Source organism: Thermobacillus sp. (genome assembly GCF_003390775.1).
Classification (GTDB): Bacteria; Bacillota; Bacilli; order Paenibacillales; family Paenibacillaceae; genus Thermobacillus; species Thermobacillus xylanilyticus.
Genome location: NZ_QEWA01000047.1, coordinates 1 through 18,291, shown reverse-complemented (window position 1 = coordinate 18,291; position 18,291 = coordinate 1). Strand labels below are relative to the sequence as shown.

The window sequence follows — 18,291 nt, the reverse complement described above, 5'->3', positions numbered from 1 at the left end:
TTTTTCTGGGTCATCTCAATCAATTTGATCACCAGCGTTATGCACGCGATTAGAAAAATGCCAAAATTGACAAGTACATTGAAGTCAATCGCGTTCATCATTGGTGGCCATTCACCTCCTAAAACAAATGAATGACTAAGGAAGGATTAACTGTAGCCTGATCAGATTATACCAAAAATCCATTTCTCTTTAGTAGTGCGGCAGAATATGTGGTTAACAGCAACATAGAAATCGAAAATTTAGCGGAATGGTAAGATAACTCAGTACTTGTTAAGAGGGTGGTATCTTGTGGATAATTGGGAAGATCTAAAACAGTCGAAGATCAGGTTTTTTCAGGCGATACGCTGGATGGAAGAGCGGATCGGTACGTCGCTCGATCGGGTTGGAGCCGGTGATCCGGAAGCGATCGCCATCATGGAACGGAACATGCTGAAAGAGACGCTGAAAGCACGAACGAAGACCATCGGAATACACTCTAGAACAACTTGAAAATCTATGCGGACAATTACGTGTTTTGTCGCAGCCTTTCGCCTCTAACTTGTTCGAATCTTACTTTTGCTGTTTCGTATGATCCGCAATGCTTTAACTTGCCGTCGTACTCCACAGCGATTCGTGTCTTGCGTTTTTTTATGCGCATCTTGGAATCTCCTTGGATAACTGTCAACAAAGTATCAAAAAAGTATCAACTTTCGTGTTTTCAAATTTAGTTTAGCCGCTTTTAGCCGATTACAACGGCCATCTTGTGAATGAAGTAAATGGTCGGAATGGTCGGGCGCGTGCAACATGGGAGGGGCCCGGCTGTGACGCGCCGGCCCGTTGCCCCTCTAAACGCGGACAGCCATAATCGGCCCTGTGAGCTCTTAAAACTTAACGGGGTAAAAAATACTGTGAAGCACATTGGAATGGAGGTAAATCGGAGGTGTCTGAAAAGGTCTGGTAGCGGTTGAGGGGTTCCCCCAAAAAAACCTCCAGAAAAAAGAGGTTGCATGGCCGTCAGGTTACGACATGGGTAATATTTCCACAGACAAAGAAACTTCCGGCCCTGGAGTCTGTGGAAGGTTCTCTGTTATTTTTTCACGCGCTTCCACTTGCGGCGATGATTCGATGGCCCGGGGAACTTCTCGCCTTTGCGCAGATAAATTTTGCGCGGATCGTTGATGCCCATAATGTGGTCGTTGTCGCCGACCTCCATGTACCACCCGTCGTTCGGCGCGGAATGTCCCGCGTCGAATTCGGTCCACTCGCCCATGAATGCAGCCCCTCCGTTCCTTCGCTTGATTTGGATGCTGCCCATATTGTTGGCTGGCGGGGCGCCGGTCATGAACGGGAACATCCGGGGTATAAGGAAGGATCGGCGGATACTTGCCGAGAAGTGCGATTATTGGTATAGTATTTAGGTATGCGAGTCATTGTCCCGACACGGGACGCTCGCTCCTTGCTCCCGCACGGGGGCCTTCAGTCCATAAGGAGGTGAACGGAGATGCGCAAGTACGAAGTGATGTACATCATCCGTCCGGACGTTGAACAGGAGACGCTCCAAGCGGTCGTCGAGAAGTTCAACGCGATCATCGCGAATGGCGGCGAAGTCATCAAGTCCGAAGTTCTGGGCAAGCGCCGTCTGGCTTACGAGATCCAGAAGTTCCGCGACGGCATCTATGTGCTGGTGAACTTCAACGCCACGCCCGAAGTCGTGGCGGAGCTCGAACGCGTACTCAGGATCACGGACGAAGTCATCCGCCATCTGATCGTGCGCGACGACGCCGCGTAAACGCGCGAAATCCGCGGAAGCACATTCCGATTGGGAGGTCCAGGCCATGTTGAACCGGGTCATATTGATCGGGAGATTGACGCGGGATCCCGAGATGCGTTATACGCCTTCCGGCGTGGCCGTCACGCAGTTTACGCTGGCGGTTGACCGGCCGTTTACGAACAGCACCGGGGAGCGCGAAGCGGATTTCATCCCGATCGTCGTCTGGCGCCAATTGGCCGAGACATGCGCGAACTATCTGCGCAAAGGCCGTCTCGCAGCGGTCGAAGGCCGGATTCAGGTGCGCCATTATGACAATAACGAAGGGCGCAGAGTGTACGTGACCGAAGTGGTGGCCGACAACGTGCGGTTCCTTGAACCGCCGAACCGGGAAAACCGCGACGATGCCGGAGGTTACGGCGCGGGGGCCGGCTATTCGGGCGGCTACGGCGGATCGTCCGGCGGTTACGGCGGCGGCCGCGGCGGCGCCCGCAACGACGACCCGTTCAAGGATGACGGACGCCCAATCGATATTTCGGAAGACGATCTGCCATTCTGATTTCTGAAGCAAAGGAGGACGGACCATGAGCGAGCAACAACAAGCGCAGCCGCAGCAATCGCAGCAACAGCAGCAGCCGCAGCAGCGGCCGGAGCGCGAACGCCGTTACGGCGGCCGCAAAGGGCGGAACAAGCGCCGGAAAGTCTGCTATTTCACGGTGAACAAGATCACGCACATCGACTATAAAGACACCGAACTGCTCCGCAAGTTCATCAGCGAGCGCGGCAAGATTCTGCCCCGCCGCGTGACGGGCACGAGCGCGAAATATCAGCGGATGCTGACGACGGCCATCAAGCGGGCCCGCCAGCTGGCGCTGCTGCCGTACACGACGGAGTAATCGGCAGGCAGAAATCCCGGACCTCACAAAAGGGACCGGGATTTTTTATGTCATACTGCTACTTATGTGAAAATTTTTACGTACTTTTGGTTAAATCTCAGGCCTTCTGTTCAAAGACTCGGCGGTCGACCATCCGTTATAATTTACAGGAAGAAGGCCGGGACGGCGGCCGGACAACCCGTCGACGGTTGCCGACAAAACAACAAAGATGCGGGCGGGAGGAACGGAAGACGGGATGCAACCTCCGATACTGCGGGACATTTCGCCGTTCGTGCGATGCGTGAAGATCACCCGGTCGGAAGGGCTGGCCGGCGAATGGCTGGATTACGATCACGTGTTTACCTACATCGAACAGGGCAAAGCCGACTTCATCCTGAACGGGGTGAAATACGAAGCGTCGGAAGGCGACGTCATTCTCATGCATCCGCTGCTCAAACATCTGATCTACGCCGCTCCCGGAACGACGCTCGAGCAGTATATCGTGCATTTCGATCTGTATGAAGACGAGGAGCGGGAAAAGTGGCGGACGATCGGCATTACGGACAAGCGGCAACTCGACGTCCCGCAGCGGGAGCGGACGCTGGAGCGGATGCCGTCGCTGGTCCGGGTCCGCGCCGCCGACCGCGTCGAACTGCGGCGGCAGTTCCATCGGCTGCTGGAACTGTACCGGGAAGAAGACAGCCCGGTCCGGCGGCTGCGGATGAAGGCGATTGCCGTCGAGCTGATCGCCCTGTATCTGCGCAGCCTCGATGCGGCCGCGACGGACGGCGTCGAGACGAAGGGCTGGGTTCCGATCGAGCGCTGCATCGCGTACATTCACGGGCACTATGCGGATCCGGACCTGACGAATGCGCGGATCGCCGCCGGCATCGGTTTCTCGCCCGGCTATCTGTCCATGCTGTTCAAGGAGCAGTTCGGCACGACGATCCACAAATACATCACATCGGTCCGCATCGAGCAGGCGAAGCGGCTCATCCTGGAGGGCGGCGCGACGCTGACGGAGATCGCCGAACGGGTCGGGTTTGCGAGCATTCACCATTTCAGCCGCATTTTCAGAAAAGAGACGGGCGTTCCGCCCAGCCGGTATGCGGCGGAAAGCAAGCGTCACCATGACCATCAAAAAGGAGAGTCCGAAACATGAACAGGCAAATCGTATTCACGGCACCCTGGCAAGTGGAAGTCCGAAGCGAAGAAACGCCCGACCGGCTGCTGGCCGGACGCGAAGCGCTCGTCCGCAAGCTGTACACCCTGATCAGTCCGGGCACCGAGCTTGCCTGTCTGTCCGGCGGGGAGAGCTGGTTCCGCATGCCGGGCATTCCCGGCTACGCCGCGGTCAGCCGGATCGAGGCGGTCGGACCGGAAGTCGAAGGTTTTGCGGCCGGCGATGTCGTTTTCCACTATGGCAACCACAGCGAGTACGAGATCGTGAAGGCGGAAGGCGTCTTCCTGAAAGTGCCGGACGGCCTCGAGCTGTCGTGGGTGCCGTTCACGCGGATGGCGACGGTGGCGATGACGAGCCTGCGCGTGTCGACGATCGAATTGGGCGATTATGTGGCCGTCACCGGACTCGGCCTGATCGGCAACATGGCGGCACAACTCGCGGGACTGCAGGGGGCGACGGTCATCGGCGTCGACCTGTCGGAGAATCGGCGCAGGCTGGCGGAAGCCTGCGGCATCGCGCATACGGTCGCCGGCGGCGAAGGCGCCGCGGAGCGGGTCAAGGCGATCGCCGAAGGCGGCGTCGGCACGCTGATTGAAGCGACGGGCGTGCCGCAGGTCGCGGTCGAGAGCGTCTCATGGATCCGCCAATACGGTGAGATGATTCTGCTCGGCAGCCCGCGCGGCCGGTACGAGACGGACGTGACGGATCTGCTTAACTACGTGCATCTGAACGGGCGCGGCTGCATCACGTTCAAGGGCGCCCACGAATGGCGATTCCCGGTGGAGAAAGATCCGTTCGTGAAACATTCGCTCGTCCGCAACTCCGAGGTGGTGTTCGGCCTCCTGAAGAGCGGCCGTCTCCGGGTGGAGCCGCTGATCAGCCACATCCTCGCGCCGGAGGAAGCGGCTGCGGCGTATGACGGGCTGAAGAGCCGCAAGGACGAGTACCAGGGCGTCCTGTTCAAATGGGCGTAACGCAAGGAAGGAGAGAGGGGCAGCAATGATCAGAGGACTGACAAGGGCCGGCCTCGGCCCGAAATGGACGGATGAGGAACTGATCCGCAAGGCGGGCGAATACGGATTCGGCGCTGTCGATTTCGACCCGCGCGGCTTGATCGGCGAACTGGGACTGGACGGCGTGCGGCAGCTGCTGGACGAGACGGGCGTCCGGCTCGGCGCGATCGGCCTGCCGGTCGAATGGCGCAAGTCGGATGCCGAGTTCCGCGCCGGGCTTCCGCAGCTGGCGGCGATCGCCGAAGCGGCGGCCGCGCTGGGCGGCACACGCTGCTGCACCTATATCCTGCCGTCGACGGACGAGCCGGCCGCGCGGTTCATGGCGAAGGCGGTCGTCCGGCTGCGCGCCTGCGCCGAGCTGCTCGGCGCCTACGGCATCCGGCTCGGGCTCGAGTTCGTCGGCCCGCATCATCTGCGGACGGCATGGAGCCATCCGTTCATCTGGACGATCGAAGAGACGCTCGAATTCGCCGCGGCCATCGGCACGCCGAACGTCGGGTTGCTCGTCGACGTCTACCATGTCGTCACGACGGGCGCCGGTCCGGACGATATCCGGCGGCTCGACAAGCGGCAGGTGGTTCATGTGCACATCAACGACGCCAAGAACTTGCCGGTGCACGAGCTGCGGGACAACGACCGGCTGATTACCGGCGAAGGCGTGCTTGACCTGAAGGGATTCGTCGACGCGCTCCGCGACATCGGCTACGACGGTCCGGTGGCGCAGGAAGTGCTGACGCCGGCGCCGCCGGCAGAAGATCCGGAGGAGCTGATCAAACGCACGAAAGCCGGCTTTGACCGGCTGTTCGGATTGGAGGAATGATTTTCCATACGAAACTTTTCAGGCTGTTCCCTCGTCATATTCGCAGACGGGCGGAACAGCCTGTTCGTTATTTGCGGATGGTCCGCAAGGGTTCAGAAACGACGGCTCTCCCTGTCGGCAATCGGCCCGACGATCGGCACCAGAAACTTCCTTTCTTGAAGCGCCAGCAGCATGCAGCCGATCCAGCAGACCAGCATGGCCGGAACGAGCAGCATGTTGAAGAACCAGCCGATGAGCGGGATGAAGGAAAGCACGACGTTCATAATAAACAGCGACGCGAACAGCAGCGTGGATTGGAGCGCGTGAAACTTGACGAATCGGCTGTCCTTCTCTATGGCGAGAAAGATCAGTCCGGTGATGAAGCCGAGCGCATAGCAGAGCATCGCAGCGATGCGGATCTCCAGACCGGTGGAAGAGCGGCCGTCCACGGCGATCACCTCGCGGCGGGGAAGCCGGACGCAAGGTCAGCTTGCCCCGTGTTCTACTGCATACGTATTCGCACGCCGCAAGGTATAGAACGGCTGGCGGGTGTGAAAAACGTTGGGAGGACGGGAAGGATGAGACTGTCGCGCAGAAAGGCATGGGCGGCCGGCTTGCTCGCGGGGTTCGTCCTGCTGGGCCTGACCGGATATTGGTTCCGGACGCAGATCGCATTGGCGGCTTTTGATCTTTTTTTCGCCAAACGGGTAAAAGCGCAGCTTGAACAATCCTACCAGCCGATCGATCGCAACGCGCCGGAAGGCGGACAGGACGGCCGGCTTCCGGGGGACGGCCGGAAGGAAGCGGCGGAGAAGGCCGATCGGCCGTTCACCTTGCTGTTGCTCGGCTCCGACAGCCGGGGCCGGGAACGGGGCCGGTCCGATACGATGATCGTGGCGGTCGTCCGGCCGCGCGACGGCGCCATGCTGCTCGTCTCGATTCCGCGCGATGCGCGGGTGTCCATTCCCGGACGGGAGAAGCCCGAGAAGATTGCCCACGCCTATGCCTACGGCGGCGCGGGGCTGGCGGTCGAGACGGTTGAACGGTTTCTGGATATCGAGATCGATCACTACGCATCGATCAATTTCAAGGGTTTCCGCGAGGTGATCGACACGATCGGCGGCATCAAGCTGCCGATCGAGAAGGACCTTGTGAACAAAGACCCGAATCACGAGCACTTCGTTGTAAAAGCAGGACAGCCGTTTTACAATGGAGAGGATGCGCTGAACTATGTCCGGTTCCGCGAAGACGCCGGCGGAGACGCAAGCCGCACGAAGCGCCAGCAGATTTTCCTGCAGGCGATCATCGACAAGGCGTCGGAAGTCGGCGAGTGGCGCAAAATTCCGGAACTGATTGAGATTATGGGAAGCAATTTCGCGACGGACATTCCGCCGGACGATCTGCTCCGGCTTGCGGAGCAGATGCTGAGAAGCAAGACGCGCCCGATTTACAGTCATACGCTTGAGGGAAAAGGCCGGATGGAGGGCGGCGTCTGGTACTTCATCGCGGACGAGCGCGATGCGGAGCAGGTGACATCATGGATTCGCGCGTGGCTGGATGCCGATGCGGACTTTCAGTCGCTGCCGAAACCTGAGCAGGCCGGGACGGACGGCGCTGAATCGGCCGGAGGTATCGTCCGCGGGAACGGGGGAACGGCATGAACATCGCTTTTTTTCTGCTGCCGAAGCAGGAAGTGGTCTGTGTGACGATTGAATCGACGCTGCGGCAGGCGCTTGAGCGGATGGAGTATCACCGCTATTCGGCCGTTCCGATTCTGGATGCGGAAGGCCGCTACGCGGGAACGGTGACGGAGGGCGATCTGCTCTGGTACATGAAGAGCCGGCCGGACCTCAAGTTCACGGAGACGCATCGCGTGCCGCTCAAGGAAGTGCCGCTGCGGCTCGATCACAAGGCGGTCAGCATCGACGCCCAGATGGCGGATCTGATCGCACTCGTCAAAGTGCAGAATTTCGTGCCGGTGACCGACGACATGAACCGGTTCATCGGCATTGTGCGGCGCAGTGATATCATTGATTATTGCACGGGTGTCATGATGGAACAGGGACTGCTGCCGGGGACGGGCAACAAGCTGACGCCGGCGGCGGAAGACGGATACGGGAGGCAGACATGACGGAACAACGAAACGGCGCAGGCGGACGCGGCTTCAAGACCCGCGTCCTGCTGCCGTTCATCGCGGCGGCCATTGTGATCCTGGCGGCAGCGGCGGTCTGGTGGTTCACGCAGGACGGCGGCAATGCCGGGCAGGAACCGGGAAGGATCGCGGAGCAGCCGAACGATCAGACGGATGAAGGAACGGACGGCAATGCGGGCGACACGCCGCAGGAGCCGGATGAAGGCGCCGGCGGGGAAGAGGATTCCGCCGCGGAGCCCGGAGAAGACCAGCCGTACGATCCGGATAAAGACGTGACGCAGGAAGAACTTGATGCGACCTACGACATCGTCATCACGAACGGCCGCGTCATCAATCCGGAGACCGGACTCGATCGCGAAGGTCTCAACATCGGCATCACCGGCAAGACGATCGGCGTCATCACCTCGCATCCGCTCAAAGGCCGCCAGGTCATTGACGCGGAAGGTCTTGTCGTCGCGCCGGGCTTCATCGACAATTTGTCGTATGATCCGAACGCGGTCGGCGTCTGGACGAAGATCGCCGACGGCGTCACGACGAACATCGCGATGCACGGCGGCACGACGAATCCGAAGGTGTGGCTCGCGCATTACGAGCGGGAGCATCCGCCGGTTCACTTCGGCGCGTCGTTCTTCGTGATGCAGGCGCGGAACTCGCTGGGCATCGGCCGCTACGACGCGGCGACGCCCGCCCAGATCGAGAAGCTCAAAGAGATGGCGGAGCGAGCGCTGAACGACGGCGCGCTCGGCATTTCGTTCAGCCTCGAATATGCGCCGGGCACCGATTCGAACGAGGTGCTGGCGCTGGCGAAGCTGGCCGCCGAGTACAACGTGCCCGTCTATTTCCACGGCCGGTATTCCGACGTCGAGGAGCCGGGTACGGAGACGGACACGATGGAGGAGATTATCGGCTACGCGCGGGAGACGGGCGCGGCCGTCCACATTGACCATATCAACAGCACCGGCGGAACGTTCGACATGAAGCGGGCGCTGCAGATGATCGAGGAAGCGCGGGCCGAGGGACTGGACGTCACCGCCTGCACGTATGCCTACGATTTCTGGGGCACCTACCTGAACTCCGCCCGGTTCGACAAGGGCTGGCAGGAGCGGTTCCGAATCGGTTACGACGATCTGCAGATCGCGGGCACGTCGGAACGGCTGACGGCGGAGACATTCGCCAAATACCGGAAGGAAGGCAAGCTCGCGGTGGCCTACGCCATCCCGCCGGAGTCGGTCATCGAAGCGTTCAAATCGCCGTATGTCATGATCGGTTCGGACGCGATCCTCGAGCCGGGGAACAACAACCACCCGCGGGCTTCGGGCAACTTCGCACGGGCGATCGGCATGTACGTGCGCGAGCTGGAAGTCGTGCCGCTGATCGACATGATCGACAAGCTGAGCACGATGCCGGCGAAGCGGCTGGAGAAACAGGTGCCCGCACTGCGGAAGAAAGGCCGGATCGCGAAGGGCATGGACGCGGACATCGTCATCTTCGACTTCGCGACGATTGCCGATCAGGCGACGGTCGAGCGGCCGGACCTGCCGTCGAAAGGCATCGAATACGTGCTGGTCGAAGGCCAGGTCGTGCTCGAGAACGGCGTCGTGAACAAAAAGGTCCGCCCGGGCCGGGGCATTCGCAGCGAATTCGTGCGGGTGTCGGAGTCGGCGGGAACGATGCACTGGGACGGCGCCGAATATCCGCTCGTCGCATTCCGCGACGCCCGGTATTTCGATCTGAACGCATTGACCGAGCGCGGCTTCGGCCTTGCCTGGGACGGCGTCACGCATACCTACACGGTGTCCGAAGGCTCGTCCGCCGCGGACGGACCGGCTGCCGGGTCCAAGCCGGGCGTCATGCCGGAGAAGGGCGTGCTGATGCTCGAGCGCGGCTACCGCGCGGCGGGACCGGGGGGCGCGGAGACGGAGCTCGTCTCGATCGGCAGCCGCGTGTTCGCCCCGCTGTCGTTCCTGACGCAACTGGGATATCACGTGTCCGACGAAGGCGATGTCATCACGGTCGAGCGCTGAACGGACGATGGAGACGATACCAGGGACCTCCCGCGGCGGAGGTCCCTTTTCACATCTTCTATTCCATTCGTTCACCCGGCAGTTTATGCTATAATGGAGCGTAAAGCTCAAATGAACCGGGGAGTGAACGACGTGAACACGGGTATCCGGCCGCTCGCATGGAGCGCCGCCGCGCTGATCCTGCTCATCATGACGGCTGTGCCTGTTCTGAATCTGCCGGCCGTATTTCTGCTTGCGGTCCCGTTCACGGTACTCTATGTTTTACTGACGCCGATCTCGTTCGCCGTTCATGCGACCGTCATTTTGTCCTTGGCGCTTTTTCTGTTCGGGCCGGTCATTCTGTTCGTCGGCCTTTTCTTCCTGTTGCCGGCCATTGTCATGGGGCACTTCTACAAGCGCCGCGCTCCGGCTCGCACCGTCCTGACCGCCGGCTGCGTGTCGATTCTGGGGCTGTTCCTGCTGGAAATGCTGCTGCTCTCGGTTCTGCTGGACATCCAGATGACGGCGGAACTGGCGGCCCTGATCCGCAGCAACGCGGAAGCGCTGGCCGCCCAGGGCGCATTGCCCGCCGGCTGGAATGCCGAGATGACCGAGGCGTTCGTCGCCGCGGCGATCCGGTCGCTGCCGCTGACGCTCATTCTGGCGTCCTTCATGCTCGCCGTCGTCACCCACTGGCTGGCGCGCAGGGCGCTTGCACGCATGGGCATCGAGGTGCCGGCTTTCCGCAAGGCGCGGGAATGGATGCTGCCGCGCGGGCTTGTTTACGCCTATCTGGCCGTCATCGTGCTGCAATGGATCGTGCCGGAAGGCGATGATTCTTATTTTGGCACGGTTATCGTCAACCTGTATCCGCTGCTGCGGTTCGCGTTTACGATCCAGACCATCGGCTTTTTCTTCTACCTGGCCTATCAGAGAGGGTGGCATCGCATCGTGCCGCTCATGATCTCGGTGCCGGTGCTGCTGTTCCCGCCGCTCAGCCTGATCGGCGTGTTCGACACGGTGTTCCCGCTCCGCAAGTCGATCGGCAAGTCATAAGGAGGTTACGTCCGGATGCCGAAAAACTTAATCAGACGCTGGTACGGGCTGCATCATGTCTGGACGCTCATCCTGATGACAGCGATGACGCTCGCGCTGGCCTGGTACGAATGGGTGCTCGGCCTGATCGGATTCGTGCTGACCGGCGCCATGGCGGTGTACGCGATGCTCGCGGAGCGGGCGTTCCGGCGCGAACTGAAGCGGTATCTCGGCTCGCTGAGGTACCGGATCGGGAAAATCGGGGGTGAAGTGATCCACGAGCTGCCGTTCGGCATTCTGCTGTTTAGCGACGAACAGATCGTGGAGTGGCACAACCCCTATGTGGCCGGCATTCTGAACCGGGATTCGGCCGTAGGTCTGCCCCTGACCGAACTGTTCCCCGTCCTGGGAGGCAAAGACCGGGACAAGGCGGGCGAGTTCGAGGCGATGATCGGGGAGCGGGTCTACAAGCTGAACTTCAACCCGGAGAAGCGGCTCGTCTACGTCTTCGACATGACGGATCATTGGAATCTCCAGCGGAAATATGAGGACGAGCAGCTCGCGCTCGGCGTCGTCCTGATGGATAACCTGGAAGAAGTGACCCAGGGGATGGACGACCAGCATCGGGCGGCGCTGCTATCGAAGGTGACGGCCGAGATCACGGATTGGTCCCAGCGCTATCAGATGTACCTGCGCAGGCTGAACTCCGACCGGTTCCTGATCGTCACCGACATGAAGACGCTGAAGCAGCTCGAAGCGTCGCGCTTCGTCATTCTGGATGAAGTGCGCGAGATGACGATGGATCAGAAGATCCCGATGACGCTCAGCATCGGCATGGCTTCCGGCGGCTCGAGCGTCGTCGAGGTCGGCCAATGGGTGCAGGCGGCCCTCGATATCGCGCTCGGCCGCGGCGGCGACCAGGCGGCCGTCCGGGTCGGCCAGCGGCAGACGTTCTATGGCGGCAAGACGAACGCCGTCGAGAAGCGGACCCGCGTCCGCGCCCGCGTCGTCGCCCACGCGCTGCGCGACCTGATGAAAGACAGCACCAACATCGTCATCATGGGCCACAAGGTGCCGGACATGGATTCGATCGGCGCGGCGATCGGCGTGCTGAAGGCGGCGGAAGCGCTGAACAAGGAAGCGTACATCGTGATCGAAGGCGTCAATCCGTCCATCCAGAAAATGATGGATATGATCCGCGAAGAGCCGGCGCTGCACGAGCGGTTCATCTCGCCGGAACACGCGCTGGGGCTGATCGGCCCCCGCTCGCTGGCGGTCGTCGTCGACACGCACCGCGCGTCGCTGCTCAAGGAACCGCGTCTGCTTGCCGAGACGGAACGGATCGTCATCATCGACCATCACCGCCGCAGCGAGGAATTCATCGCCAACCCGGTCCTGGTGTACATGGAGCCGTATGCGTCTTCGACCTGCGAACTCGTGGCGGAACTGCTGCAATACATCCACGACCGCGTCTCGCTCGAGACGATCGAAGCGACGGCGCTGATGGCCGGCATGACGGTCGACACGAAGAACTTCACCCTCCGCACCGGCGCCCGCACGTTCGAGGCGGCGTCGTATCTGCGCCGAAACGGGGCGGATCTCGCCCTCATCCAGCGGATGCTGAAGGAAGATCTGGACGAGTACAACAAGAAAGCGGAAATCATCCGGCACACCGTCATTCATTACGACCATGTCGCGATTGCAGCCGCCGAACCGGGCAAGCAATATCCGCAGCTGCTGATCGCGCAGGCGGCGGATAAGCTGCTGAACATGAACGGTGTCCTCGCCTCGTTCGTCATCGCCGAACGGCCGGACGGCATGATCGGCATCAGCGCCCGGTCGCTCGGCAGCATGAACGTGCAGGTGGTCATGGAGCGGATGGGCGGAGGCGGCCACCTGACGAACGCGGCCGCTCAGATGGAAGGTACCGTCAGCGAGGCGGCGGCCCGCCTCAAGGCGATCCTGGACGAAATCGACAAGGAAGAGGGGTTGTTCGAATGAAGGTCATTTTCCTGCAGGATGTGAAGGGTCAGGGCAAGAAGGGCGAAGTGAAGGACGTATCGGAAGGCTACGCCCGCAATTTTCTCATTCCGAGAGGACTGGCCAAGGAAGCGTCGCAGGGCAATCTGAAGACGCTCGAAGTGCAGAAGCAATCCGAGGCGCGCCGCAAGCAACAGGAGAAGGAAGAAGCGGAATCGCTCGGCAAGAAACTGGACGCGATGACGGTCGTCATCCGGGCGAAAGCCGGCGAAGGCGGACGGCTGTTCGGCGCCATCACGAGCAAGCAGGTGTCGGAGGCGCTGGCGAAGGAAGGCATCGAGGTCGACAAGCGGAAGATCGAGCTGGACGAACCGATCCGCACACTCGGCGTCACGAAGGTGCCGATCAAGCTGCATCCGCAGGTTCGGGCGACCCTCAGCGTTCAGGTGACGGAAGAATAAGCGCTCCAAAAGGACGGGTCTGTCAAGTGTTCCGCGTGATGCACCAGGCGCTCTGTGCAGCAACGGGCAGCGTCTGGGCGCATGGCGGACGAGATCCGAATAGCCGCCGCAACGTCATTGCAACGCGGCGGCAAGCGGGAGGATGCATATGACGGCGATGGAGATCGGATTCGATCGGGTGCCGCCGCAGAATATCGAAGCCGAGCAGGCGGTGCTCGGTTCCATTTTGTTGGAAGCGGATGCGCTGGTCACGGCGATGGAACGGCTGCGTCCCGAAGATTTCTACCAGCCGGTCCACCGCATGATCTATGAAACGATGATCGAGCTCGGCGAAGCGGGGCAGCCGATCGATCTCGTGACGCTCACCGCCGCGCTGCAGGACAAGCAGCGGCTGGAGGAAGCGGGCGGGGTCGATTATTTGTCCCGCCTCCTGAGCGTCGTGCCGACGGCCGCGAACGTCGATTACTACGCGCGGATCGTGGAGGAGAAGTCGCTTCTCCGCCGGCTGATCCGGACGGCGACGGAGATCGTGCAGGAAGGCTATGCGGGCGCGGATGATGTGGGGCTGCTGCTCAACGATGCGGAGCAGCGCATCCTCGAGATTTCGAACCGCCGGACGGGAAGCGGGTTCATCTCGATCCGCGATGTGCTGATGGACGTGTTCGAGCAGATCGAGTTCCTGTACAACCACCGGGGCGGCGTGACGGGCATCCCGTCCGGCTTCCCCGATCTCGACCGGATGACGTCCGGCTTTCAGCGCAGCGACCTGATCATCGTGGCGGCCCGCCCGTCGGTCGGGAAGACGGCGTTCGCGCTCAACATCGCGCAGAACGTCGGCGTTCGGGCGCGGGAGACGGTGGCGATCTTCAGTCTCGAAATGTCCGCCTCGCAGCTGGTGCAGCGGATGGTGTGCGCGGAATCGAACGTCGACGCGGGCCGTCTGCGGACGGGCCGTCTGGAAGGCGACGACTGGGAGAAGCTGACGATGGCGATCGGCGCGCTGTCCGAAGCGGAAATTTACATCGACGACACGCCGGGCGTCACGGTCGCGGATATCCGTGCCAAGCTCAGGCGGCTGAAGAAGGAGCGCGGGCTCGGCCTCGTCGTCATCGACTATCTGCAGCTGATTCAGGGCCGGGGCAAGCCCGGGGAGAACCGGCAGCAGGAAGTGTCGGAAATCTCCCGCACCCTGAAGCAGATCGCGCGCGAGCTGGAGGTGCCGGTCATCGCGCTGTCGCAGCTCAGCCGCGGCGTCGAACAGCGGCAGGACAAGCGGCCGATGCTCTCCGACCTGCGCGAATCGGGCTCGATCGAGCAGGACGCGGACATCGTCGCCTTCCTGTACCGGGACGACTATTACGACCGGGAGACGGAGCGAAAGAACATCATCGAGATCATCATCGCGAAGCAGCGGAACGGTCCGGTCGGCACGGTCGAGCTCGTCTTCCTGAAAAACTTCAACAAGTTCGTCAGCCTCGACCGCACGCACGGGGACGCGGACAAGGCTTCCTAGCGGCAATAAATCCGAACGATCTCGGCGGGTCCGGGGTCAATGTTCGTTTTCGTTCATTGACACGGCCGAAGCGTGCTGATACACTGAACTTGCTGCCTTCCGCGCGCCGCCACCCGCCGGCCGGCAAGGCGGCAAAATTTGGCGTGCCTTCATAATGCGCAGTTGGCGCGCCAAGGGAGGAATGCGCATGTCAACGGTCGTTGTCGTCGGCACTCAATGGGGTGACGAAGGCAAGGGGAAGATTACCGATTTCCTGGCGGAAGGCGCGGACGTCGTCGCGCGTTATCAGGGCGGCAACAATGCGGGCCACACCATTCTGATCGGCGGCAAGAAATACAAGCTGACCATGATCCCGTCCGGGATCTTCAACCATAACAAGATTTGCGTCATCGGCAACGGGACGGTGCTCAATCCGAAGGCGCTGGTCGAGGAGATCGACTACATTCACGAGAACGGCTTCTCGACCGACAACCTGAAGATCAGCGACCGCGCCCATGTCATCATGCCGTATCACCTCGTGCTGGACGGCCTCGAGGAAGAGCGCAAGGGCGACGGCAAGATCGGCACGACCCGCAAGGGCATCGGTCCCTGCTACATGGACAAGATGGCGCGGGCCGGCATCCGCATCGTCGATCTGATGGACGCGGAGGAGTTCACGGCGAAGGCCCGCCGCCTGGTGGAAGAGAAGAACCAGATCATCCGGAACGTCTACGGCGGCGAGCCGCTCGACGCGGAGGAGATCATTCGGGAATATCTCGGCTATGCCGAACGTCTCCGGCCGTATGTGACGGATACGTCGGTCGTGCTGAACGACGCCATCGACGCCGGCAAGAACGTGCTGTTCGAGGGCGCGCAGGGCGTCATGCTCGACATCGACCAGGGCACGTATCCGTTCGTCACGTCGTCGAACCCGACCGCGGGCGGCGTCTGCATCGGCTCCGGCGTCGGCCCGTCGAAGATTGATCAGGTGATCGGCGTGGCGAAGGCGTACACGACGCGCGTCGGCGACGGTCCGTTCCCGACAGAACTGCACGATGAAATCGGCGACCTGATCCGCGAGAAGGGCCACGAGTACGGCACCGTGACCGGCCGGCCGCGGCGCGTCGGCTGGTTCGACAGCGTCGTCGTCCGCCATGCCCGCCGCGTGAGCGGCATCACGGGGCTGTCGCTCAACTCGCTCGACGTGCTGACCGGGCTGGAGACGGTGAAGATCTGCACAGCCTACACGTACCGCGGCGAACGGATCGAGCATTACCCGGCCAGCCTCCGGGTGCTGTCGGAATGCGAAGCGGTGTACGAGGAGCTGCCGGGCTGGAAGGAAGACATCTCCGGCGCGAAGTCGCTGGACGATCTGCCGGCCGCGGCGCGGCGCTACGTCGAGCGCGTGTCGGAGCTGACGGGCATCCCGATCGCGATCTTCTCGGTCGGCCGCAACCGCGACCAGACGGTGCCCGTGAGGAAGATTTACCAATAAGGATTATCAATTTGAGACGGCTGTCAGGGACTTTTGTTCTCGGCAGCCGTTATTATTTTTCAAACATAATCAAGTAAAATTGTTTACATTGAGTGTTTTGCATAATTCCGTTTCAGAGAAGAAGCGATAGCATATTCACTGTCGTTAAGGGGTAATTTTCGAAAATGGTATTATATGGATGAAGAAAAGGGCAGACTTGCAGAATTTTAGAACAGCTCGTTTTCTAAGCGGCAGCCCGTTTTGAATGATGAGAAACGGCGAGCGCAGATGCAAGCAGAACAATGGCATTCAAATACTGGTGAGTTGTGACTTTCTGAATGCCCCGGACATGTGCGGCGTCTGCCGTCAAATAGGTTTTCAATCGGGAGTTGCAGCTACGCTGGTTCGTTCATTGTAAAGTTCCTTCCAACGCTTTGTATCCCGATGAGGGATGCTGTATCGCCGGAGATCATCCTTCGCATTTACTTTGACGACCATTCCATAGTTTGAAGACGAGCAGGCAGCCATGCCAAGCGGACAGTCGACTTTACCCGTGGCATGCGGGCAGCGAAATTTATGCATATCGCCGTCAACTCCCCAGTATGTCATCGCATAACCCATGGAACAGCACGGTGTTCCGTTCGAGGTCATGCCAGCAGGCGGTTCCTTCTCCCCCCGCAGATTAAGGGGAATGATGGCTTGTGCCTTGACGTTGCGGGCGGCCTCATAAACTTTCATTTGGTCGTAGCCCGCATCGAGTATGAAAAATCGTGTGCTCGTCCTGGACGCTGTTTTCTCGATCAGGTCCGGCGCCATTTCTCCATCATTGACATGCGCCGGCGTTACTTCCAAGGCGATCGGCAATTCACTTTTCGTATCGACCGCCAGATGAATTTTGTAACCAAACCATGTGATTTTATTGCCGAAGGAATCAATTTTTGCGCCCCAGTTCGCATTACCCGTTTGCTCGCTTTTGCGTTTGGGCTGCTTTTTCTCGTAAGCGCGGAGAGCGGCGCTGTCTATGGCGACGTTACTGCCTTCTATGATACCTTCCTGCTGACAGCGTGTGACCAAATCCTCAAAAAGCCGTTTTGCCAAGTCCTTTCTCGTCAGTTCTGAGAAAACTCGGCTTAATGTGGATATGGAAGGAGCTTCTCGATCCAGCGGAAGACCACACTGATAACGAAACCGGAGATCCGTATCCAAACGCTTATGCAACCCTGAAAAGGTACTTATTCCTTCAAGCGGCGCAGCCAAGAGTGCTCGTAGAATACCTTGTCTGCAGTATCCCTCAGCGCCTCGGGGTGAACGGCTTCTCAGTTCCTTGGCATACGGTCTCAGATCGAGAGAGCTGAAGAAGATCGGCAATCTCTCTTTGGGTTGAATTTTTAAAAGTTCTTCGAAGGAAAACAGACATTCTTGGAGAATATACAAAGTGACTTCCTCCATCCTTGAGGTTTTTGGGTTTAGTCACTTGAAAACTTCTCCAAGTTGGGGTGAAGTCCCTTTTTTATGTCTGAAAATCCTTACGGCCCAAGGCCTCAGATTACTGCAAAACGCTCAAGTTAAGAAAACGGTGTAACCGTCAAGTACTTTTGAGCAGATTCCGCTAAATAACTTTCAACACCTAGACATTACCAAATATGGTTTCTCGATGCTTGATGCGAAAGCTGTCACCGCTTAATTTAATCACCTCACTCTTATGCAATATTCGGTCGAGAATCGCGGTTGTGATGGCCGGATCGCCGAGAAGCTCCCCCCAGTCCTCCGGCCCTTTATTCGAGGTCAATATGATCGATGATTGGCCATAGAGCTTGTTAATAAACTGAAAGAATAAATTCGATTCGCTTTTCTCCATGGCCAAGAACATGAGATCATCGATGATCACTAGATCAGATGACAGAATGCGCTTCATTCGGATCTGTGATGTCCTCGCAATCTCTTGTGTCTTAAGAAGATGTACCAAAGTATCCATTGCAACAAAACTGACTTTATGGCCTCGCTCCAGTGCCTCGATTCCCAGCCCTACGGACAAATGCGTTTTGCCGACTCCAGGCAGGCCCAATAGAATTAGATT

At 59.8% G+C, this 18,291-nt stretch carries 18 protein-coding genes and 1 pseudogene; 15 read left to right on the top strand and 4 right to left on the bottom strand.

The features are described from left to right. The first annotated feature begins 288 nt into the window (after positions 1 to 288). Entirely contained in the window at positions 289 to 489 is a 201-nt protein-coding gene (locus C6W55_RS13875) for a hypothetical protein (protein WP_015256513.1), read from the top strand. 577 nt (positions 490 to 1,066) lie between these two features. Here C6W55_RS13875 and C6W55_RS13870 read toward each other — a convergent pair. Next, complete coding sequence (locus tag C6W55_RS13870) at positions 1,067 to 1,249, bottom strand: YjzC family protein (RefSeq protein WP_015256514.1); 183 nt, start codon at positions 1,247 to 1,249, stop codon at positions 1,067 to 1,069. A gap of 231 nt (positions 1,250 to 1,480) precedes the next feature. Between C6W55_RS13870 and rpsF the strand changes: the two genes are divergently transcribed. The 6 genes from rpsF to C6W55_RS13840 all read left to right on the top strand — a co-directional run bounded on the left by rpsF (position 1,481) and on the right by C6W55_RS13840 (position 5,638). Further along, positions 1,481 to 1,768 (top strand): 30S ribosomal protein S6, encoded by a 288-nt coding sequence (rpsF, locus tag C6W55_RS13865; RefSeq protein ID WP_015256515.1) that lies wholly within the window; start codon positions 1,481 to 1,483, stop codon positions 1,766 to 1,768. Positions 1,769 to 1,814: 46 nt separating this feature from the next. Next, complete coding sequence (ssb, locus tag C6W55_RS13860; protein ID WP_015256516.1) at positions 1,815 to 2,306, top strand: single-stranded DNA-binding protein; 492 nt, start codon at positions 1,815 to 1,817, stop codon at positions 2,304 to 2,306. 25 nt (positions 2,307 to 2,331) lie between these two features. Next, entirely contained in the window at positions 2,332 to 2,643 is a 312-nt protein-coding gene (rpsR, locus tag C6W55_RS13855) for a 30S ribosomal protein S18 (protein ID WP_015256517.1), read from the top strand. 235 nt (positions 2,644 to 2,878) lie between these two features. Next, positions 2,879 to 3,784: a helix-turn-helix transcriptional regulator gene (locus C6W55_RS13850; RefSeq protein WP_015256518.1), complete on the top strand. Its 906-nt coding sequence runs from the start codon at positions 2,879 to 2,881 to the stop codon at positions 3,782 to 3,784. Then, the gene (locus C6W55_RS13845; RefSeq protein WP_286893253.1) at positions 3,781 to 4,779 is read left to right on the top strand and encodes a zinc-dependent alcohol dehydrogenase; all 999 of its coding nucleotides are present in this window, start codon (positions 3,781 to 3,783) and stop codon (positions 4,777 to 4,779) included. The genes C6W55_RS13850 and C6W55_RS13845 overlap by 4 nt, the downstream gene beginning before the upstream one ends. Before the next feature lie 25 nt (positions 4,780 to 4,804). Continuing rightward, on the top strand, positions 4,805 to 5,638 hold the full coding sequence (locus tag C6W55_RS13840; protein ID WP_015256520.1) for a sugar phosphate isomerase/epimerase family protein: 834 nt from the start codon (positions 4,805 to 4,807) through the stop codon (positions 5,636 to 5,638). A gap of 92 nt (positions 5,639 to 5,730) precedes the next feature. On the opposite strand, the gene C6W55_RS13835 is transcribed toward C6W55_RS13840, so the two are convergent. Beyond that, positions 5,731 to 6,066 carry a DUF4870 domain-containing protein gene (locus C6W55_RS13835; protein ID WP_286893251.1) on the bottom strand — a complete coding sequence of 112 codons (336 nt, stop codon included), beginning with the start codon at positions 6,064 to 6,066 and terminating at the stop codon, positions 5,731 to 5,733. Between the two features lie 129 nt (positions 6,067 to 6,195). Here C6W55_RS13835 and C6W55_RS13830 point away from each other — a divergent pair, with 129 nt between their 5' ends. From C6W55_RS13830 to C6W55_RS13795, 8 genes are all read left to right on the top strand, one after another. Then, positions 6,196 to 7,278 (top strand): LCP family protein, encoded by a 1,083-nt coding sequence (locus C6W55_RS13830; RefSeq protein WP_286893249.1) that lies wholly within the window; start codon positions 6,196 to 6,198, stop codon positions 7,276 to 7,278. Further along, on the top strand, positions 7,275 to 7,748 hold the full coding sequence (locus C6W55_RS13825) for a CBS domain-containing protein (RefSeq protein WP_286893248.1): 474 nt from the start codon (positions 7,275 to 7,277) through the stop codon (positions 7,746 to 7,748). Before C6W55_RS13830 ends, C6W55_RS13825 begins: the two co-directional genes overlap by 4 nt. Beyond that, positions 7,745 to 9,793 carry an amidohydrolase family protein gene (locus C6W55_RS13820; protein WP_286893247.1) on the top strand — a complete coding sequence of 683 codons (2,049 nt, stop codon included), beginning with the start codon at positions 7,745 to 7,747 and terminating at the stop codon, positions 9,791 to 9,793. The genes C6W55_RS13825 and C6W55_RS13820 overlap by 4 nt, the downstream gene beginning before the upstream one ends. 132 nt (positions 9,794 to 9,925) lie before the next feature. Beyond that, complete coding sequence (locus C6W55_RS13815; protein WP_286893245.1) at positions 9,926 to 10,828, top strand: DUF2232 domain-containing protein; 903 nt, start codon at positions 9,926 to 9,928, stop codon at positions 10,826 to 10,828. 15 nt (positions 10,829 to 10,843) lie between these two features. Then, positions 10,844 to 12,808 (top strand): DHH family phosphoesterase, encoded by a 1,965-nt coding sequence (locus C6W55_RS13810; RefSeq protein WP_286893244.1) that lies wholly within the window; start codon positions 10,844 to 10,846, stop codon positions 12,806 to 12,808. Continuing rightward, positions 12,805 to 13,248 (top strand): 50S ribosomal protein L9, encoded by a 444-nt coding sequence (gene rplI, locus C6W55_RS13805; RefSeq protein ID WP_286893243.1) that lies wholly within the window; start codon positions 12,805 to 12,807, stop codon positions 13,246 to 13,248. Before C6W55_RS13810 ends, rplI begins: the two co-directional genes overlap by 4 nt. A gap of 148 nt (positions 13,249 to 13,396) precedes the next feature. Further along, positions 13,397 to 14,761: a replicative DNA helicase gene (dnaB, locus tag C6W55_RS13800; protein WP_015256528.1), complete on the top strand. Its 1,365-nt coding sequence runs from the start codon at positions 13,397 to 13,399 to the stop codon at positions 14,759 to 14,761. Between the two features lie 187 nt (positions 14,762 to 14,948). Beyond that, entirely contained in the window at positions 14,949 to 16,235 is a 1,287-nt protein-coding gene (locus C6W55_RS13795) for an adenylosuccinate synthase (RefSeq protein ID WP_286893242.1), read from the top strand. A gap of 223 nt (positions 16,236 to 16,458) precedes the next feature. On the opposite strand, the pseudogene C6W55_RS13790 reads toward C6W55_RS13795, so the two are convergent. Beyond that, positions 16,459 to 17,648 (bottom strand): annotated as a pseudogene (locus C6W55_RS13790) (transposase). Positions 17,649 to 17,841: 193 nt separating this feature from the next. Continuing rightward, positions 17,842 to 18,291: ATP-binding protein (locus C6W55_RS13785; RefSeq protein WP_286893240.1), on the bottom strand; the 450-nt coding region annotated here is incomplete at its 5' end.

Bases quoted from the DNA above. Each gene is read 5' to 3' on its own strand.
- C6W55_RS13870 (WP_015256514.1), bottom strand. From the start codon at position 1,249: ATGGGCGAGTGGACCGAATTCGACGCGGGACATTCCGCGCCGAACGAC.
- rpsF (WP_015256515.1), top strand. From the start codon at position 1,481: ATGCGCAAGTACGAAGTGATGTACATCATCCGTCCGGACGTTGAACAG.
- ssb (WP_015256516.1), top strand. From the start codon at position 1,815: ATGTTGAACCGGGTCATATTGATCGGGAGATTGACGCGGGATCCCGAG.
- rpsR (WP_015256517.1), top strand. From the start codon at position 2,332: ATGAGCGAGCAACAACAAGCGCAGCCGCAGCAATCGCAGCAACAGCAG.
- C6W55_RS13850 (WP_015256518.1), top strand. From the start codon at position 2,879: ATGCAACCTCCGATACTGCGGGACATTTCGCCGTTCGTGCGATGCGTG.
- C6W55_RS13845 (WP_286893253.1), top strand. From the start codon at position 3,781: ATGAACAGGCAAATCGTATTCACGGCACCCTGGCAAGTGGAAGTCCGA.
- C6W55_RS13840 (WP_015256520.1), top strand. From the start codon at position 4,805: ATGATCAGAGGACTGACAAGGGCCGGCCTCGGCCCGAAATGGACGGAT.
- C6W55_RS13830 (WP_286893249.1), top strand. From the start codon at position 6,196: ATGAGACTGTCGCGCAGAAAGGCATGGGCGGCCGGCTTGCTCGCGGGG.
- C6W55_RS13825 (WP_286893248.1), top strand. From the start codon at position 7,275: ATGAACATCGCTTTTTTTCTGCTGCCGAAGCAGGAAGTGGTCTGTGTG.
- C6W55_RS13820 (WP_286893247.1), top strand. From the start codon at position 7,745: ATGACGGAACAACGAAACGGCGCAGGCGGACGCGGCTTCAAGACCCGC.
- C6W55_RS13810 (WP_286893244.1), top strand. From the start codon at position 10,844: ATGCCGAAAAACTTAATCAGACGCTGGTACGGGCTGCATCATGTCTGG.
- rplI (WP_286893243.1), top strand. From the start codon at position 12,805: ATGAAGGTCATTTTCCTGCAGGATGTGAAGGGTCAGGGCAAGAAGGGC.
- dnaB (WP_015256528.1), top strand. From the start codon at position 13,397: ATGACGGCGATGGAGATCGGATTCGATCGGGTGCCGCCGCAGAATATC.
- C6W55_RS13795 (WP_286893242.1), top strand. From the start codon at position 14,949: ATGTCAACGGTCGTTGTCGTCGGCACTCAATGGGGTGACGAAGGCAAG.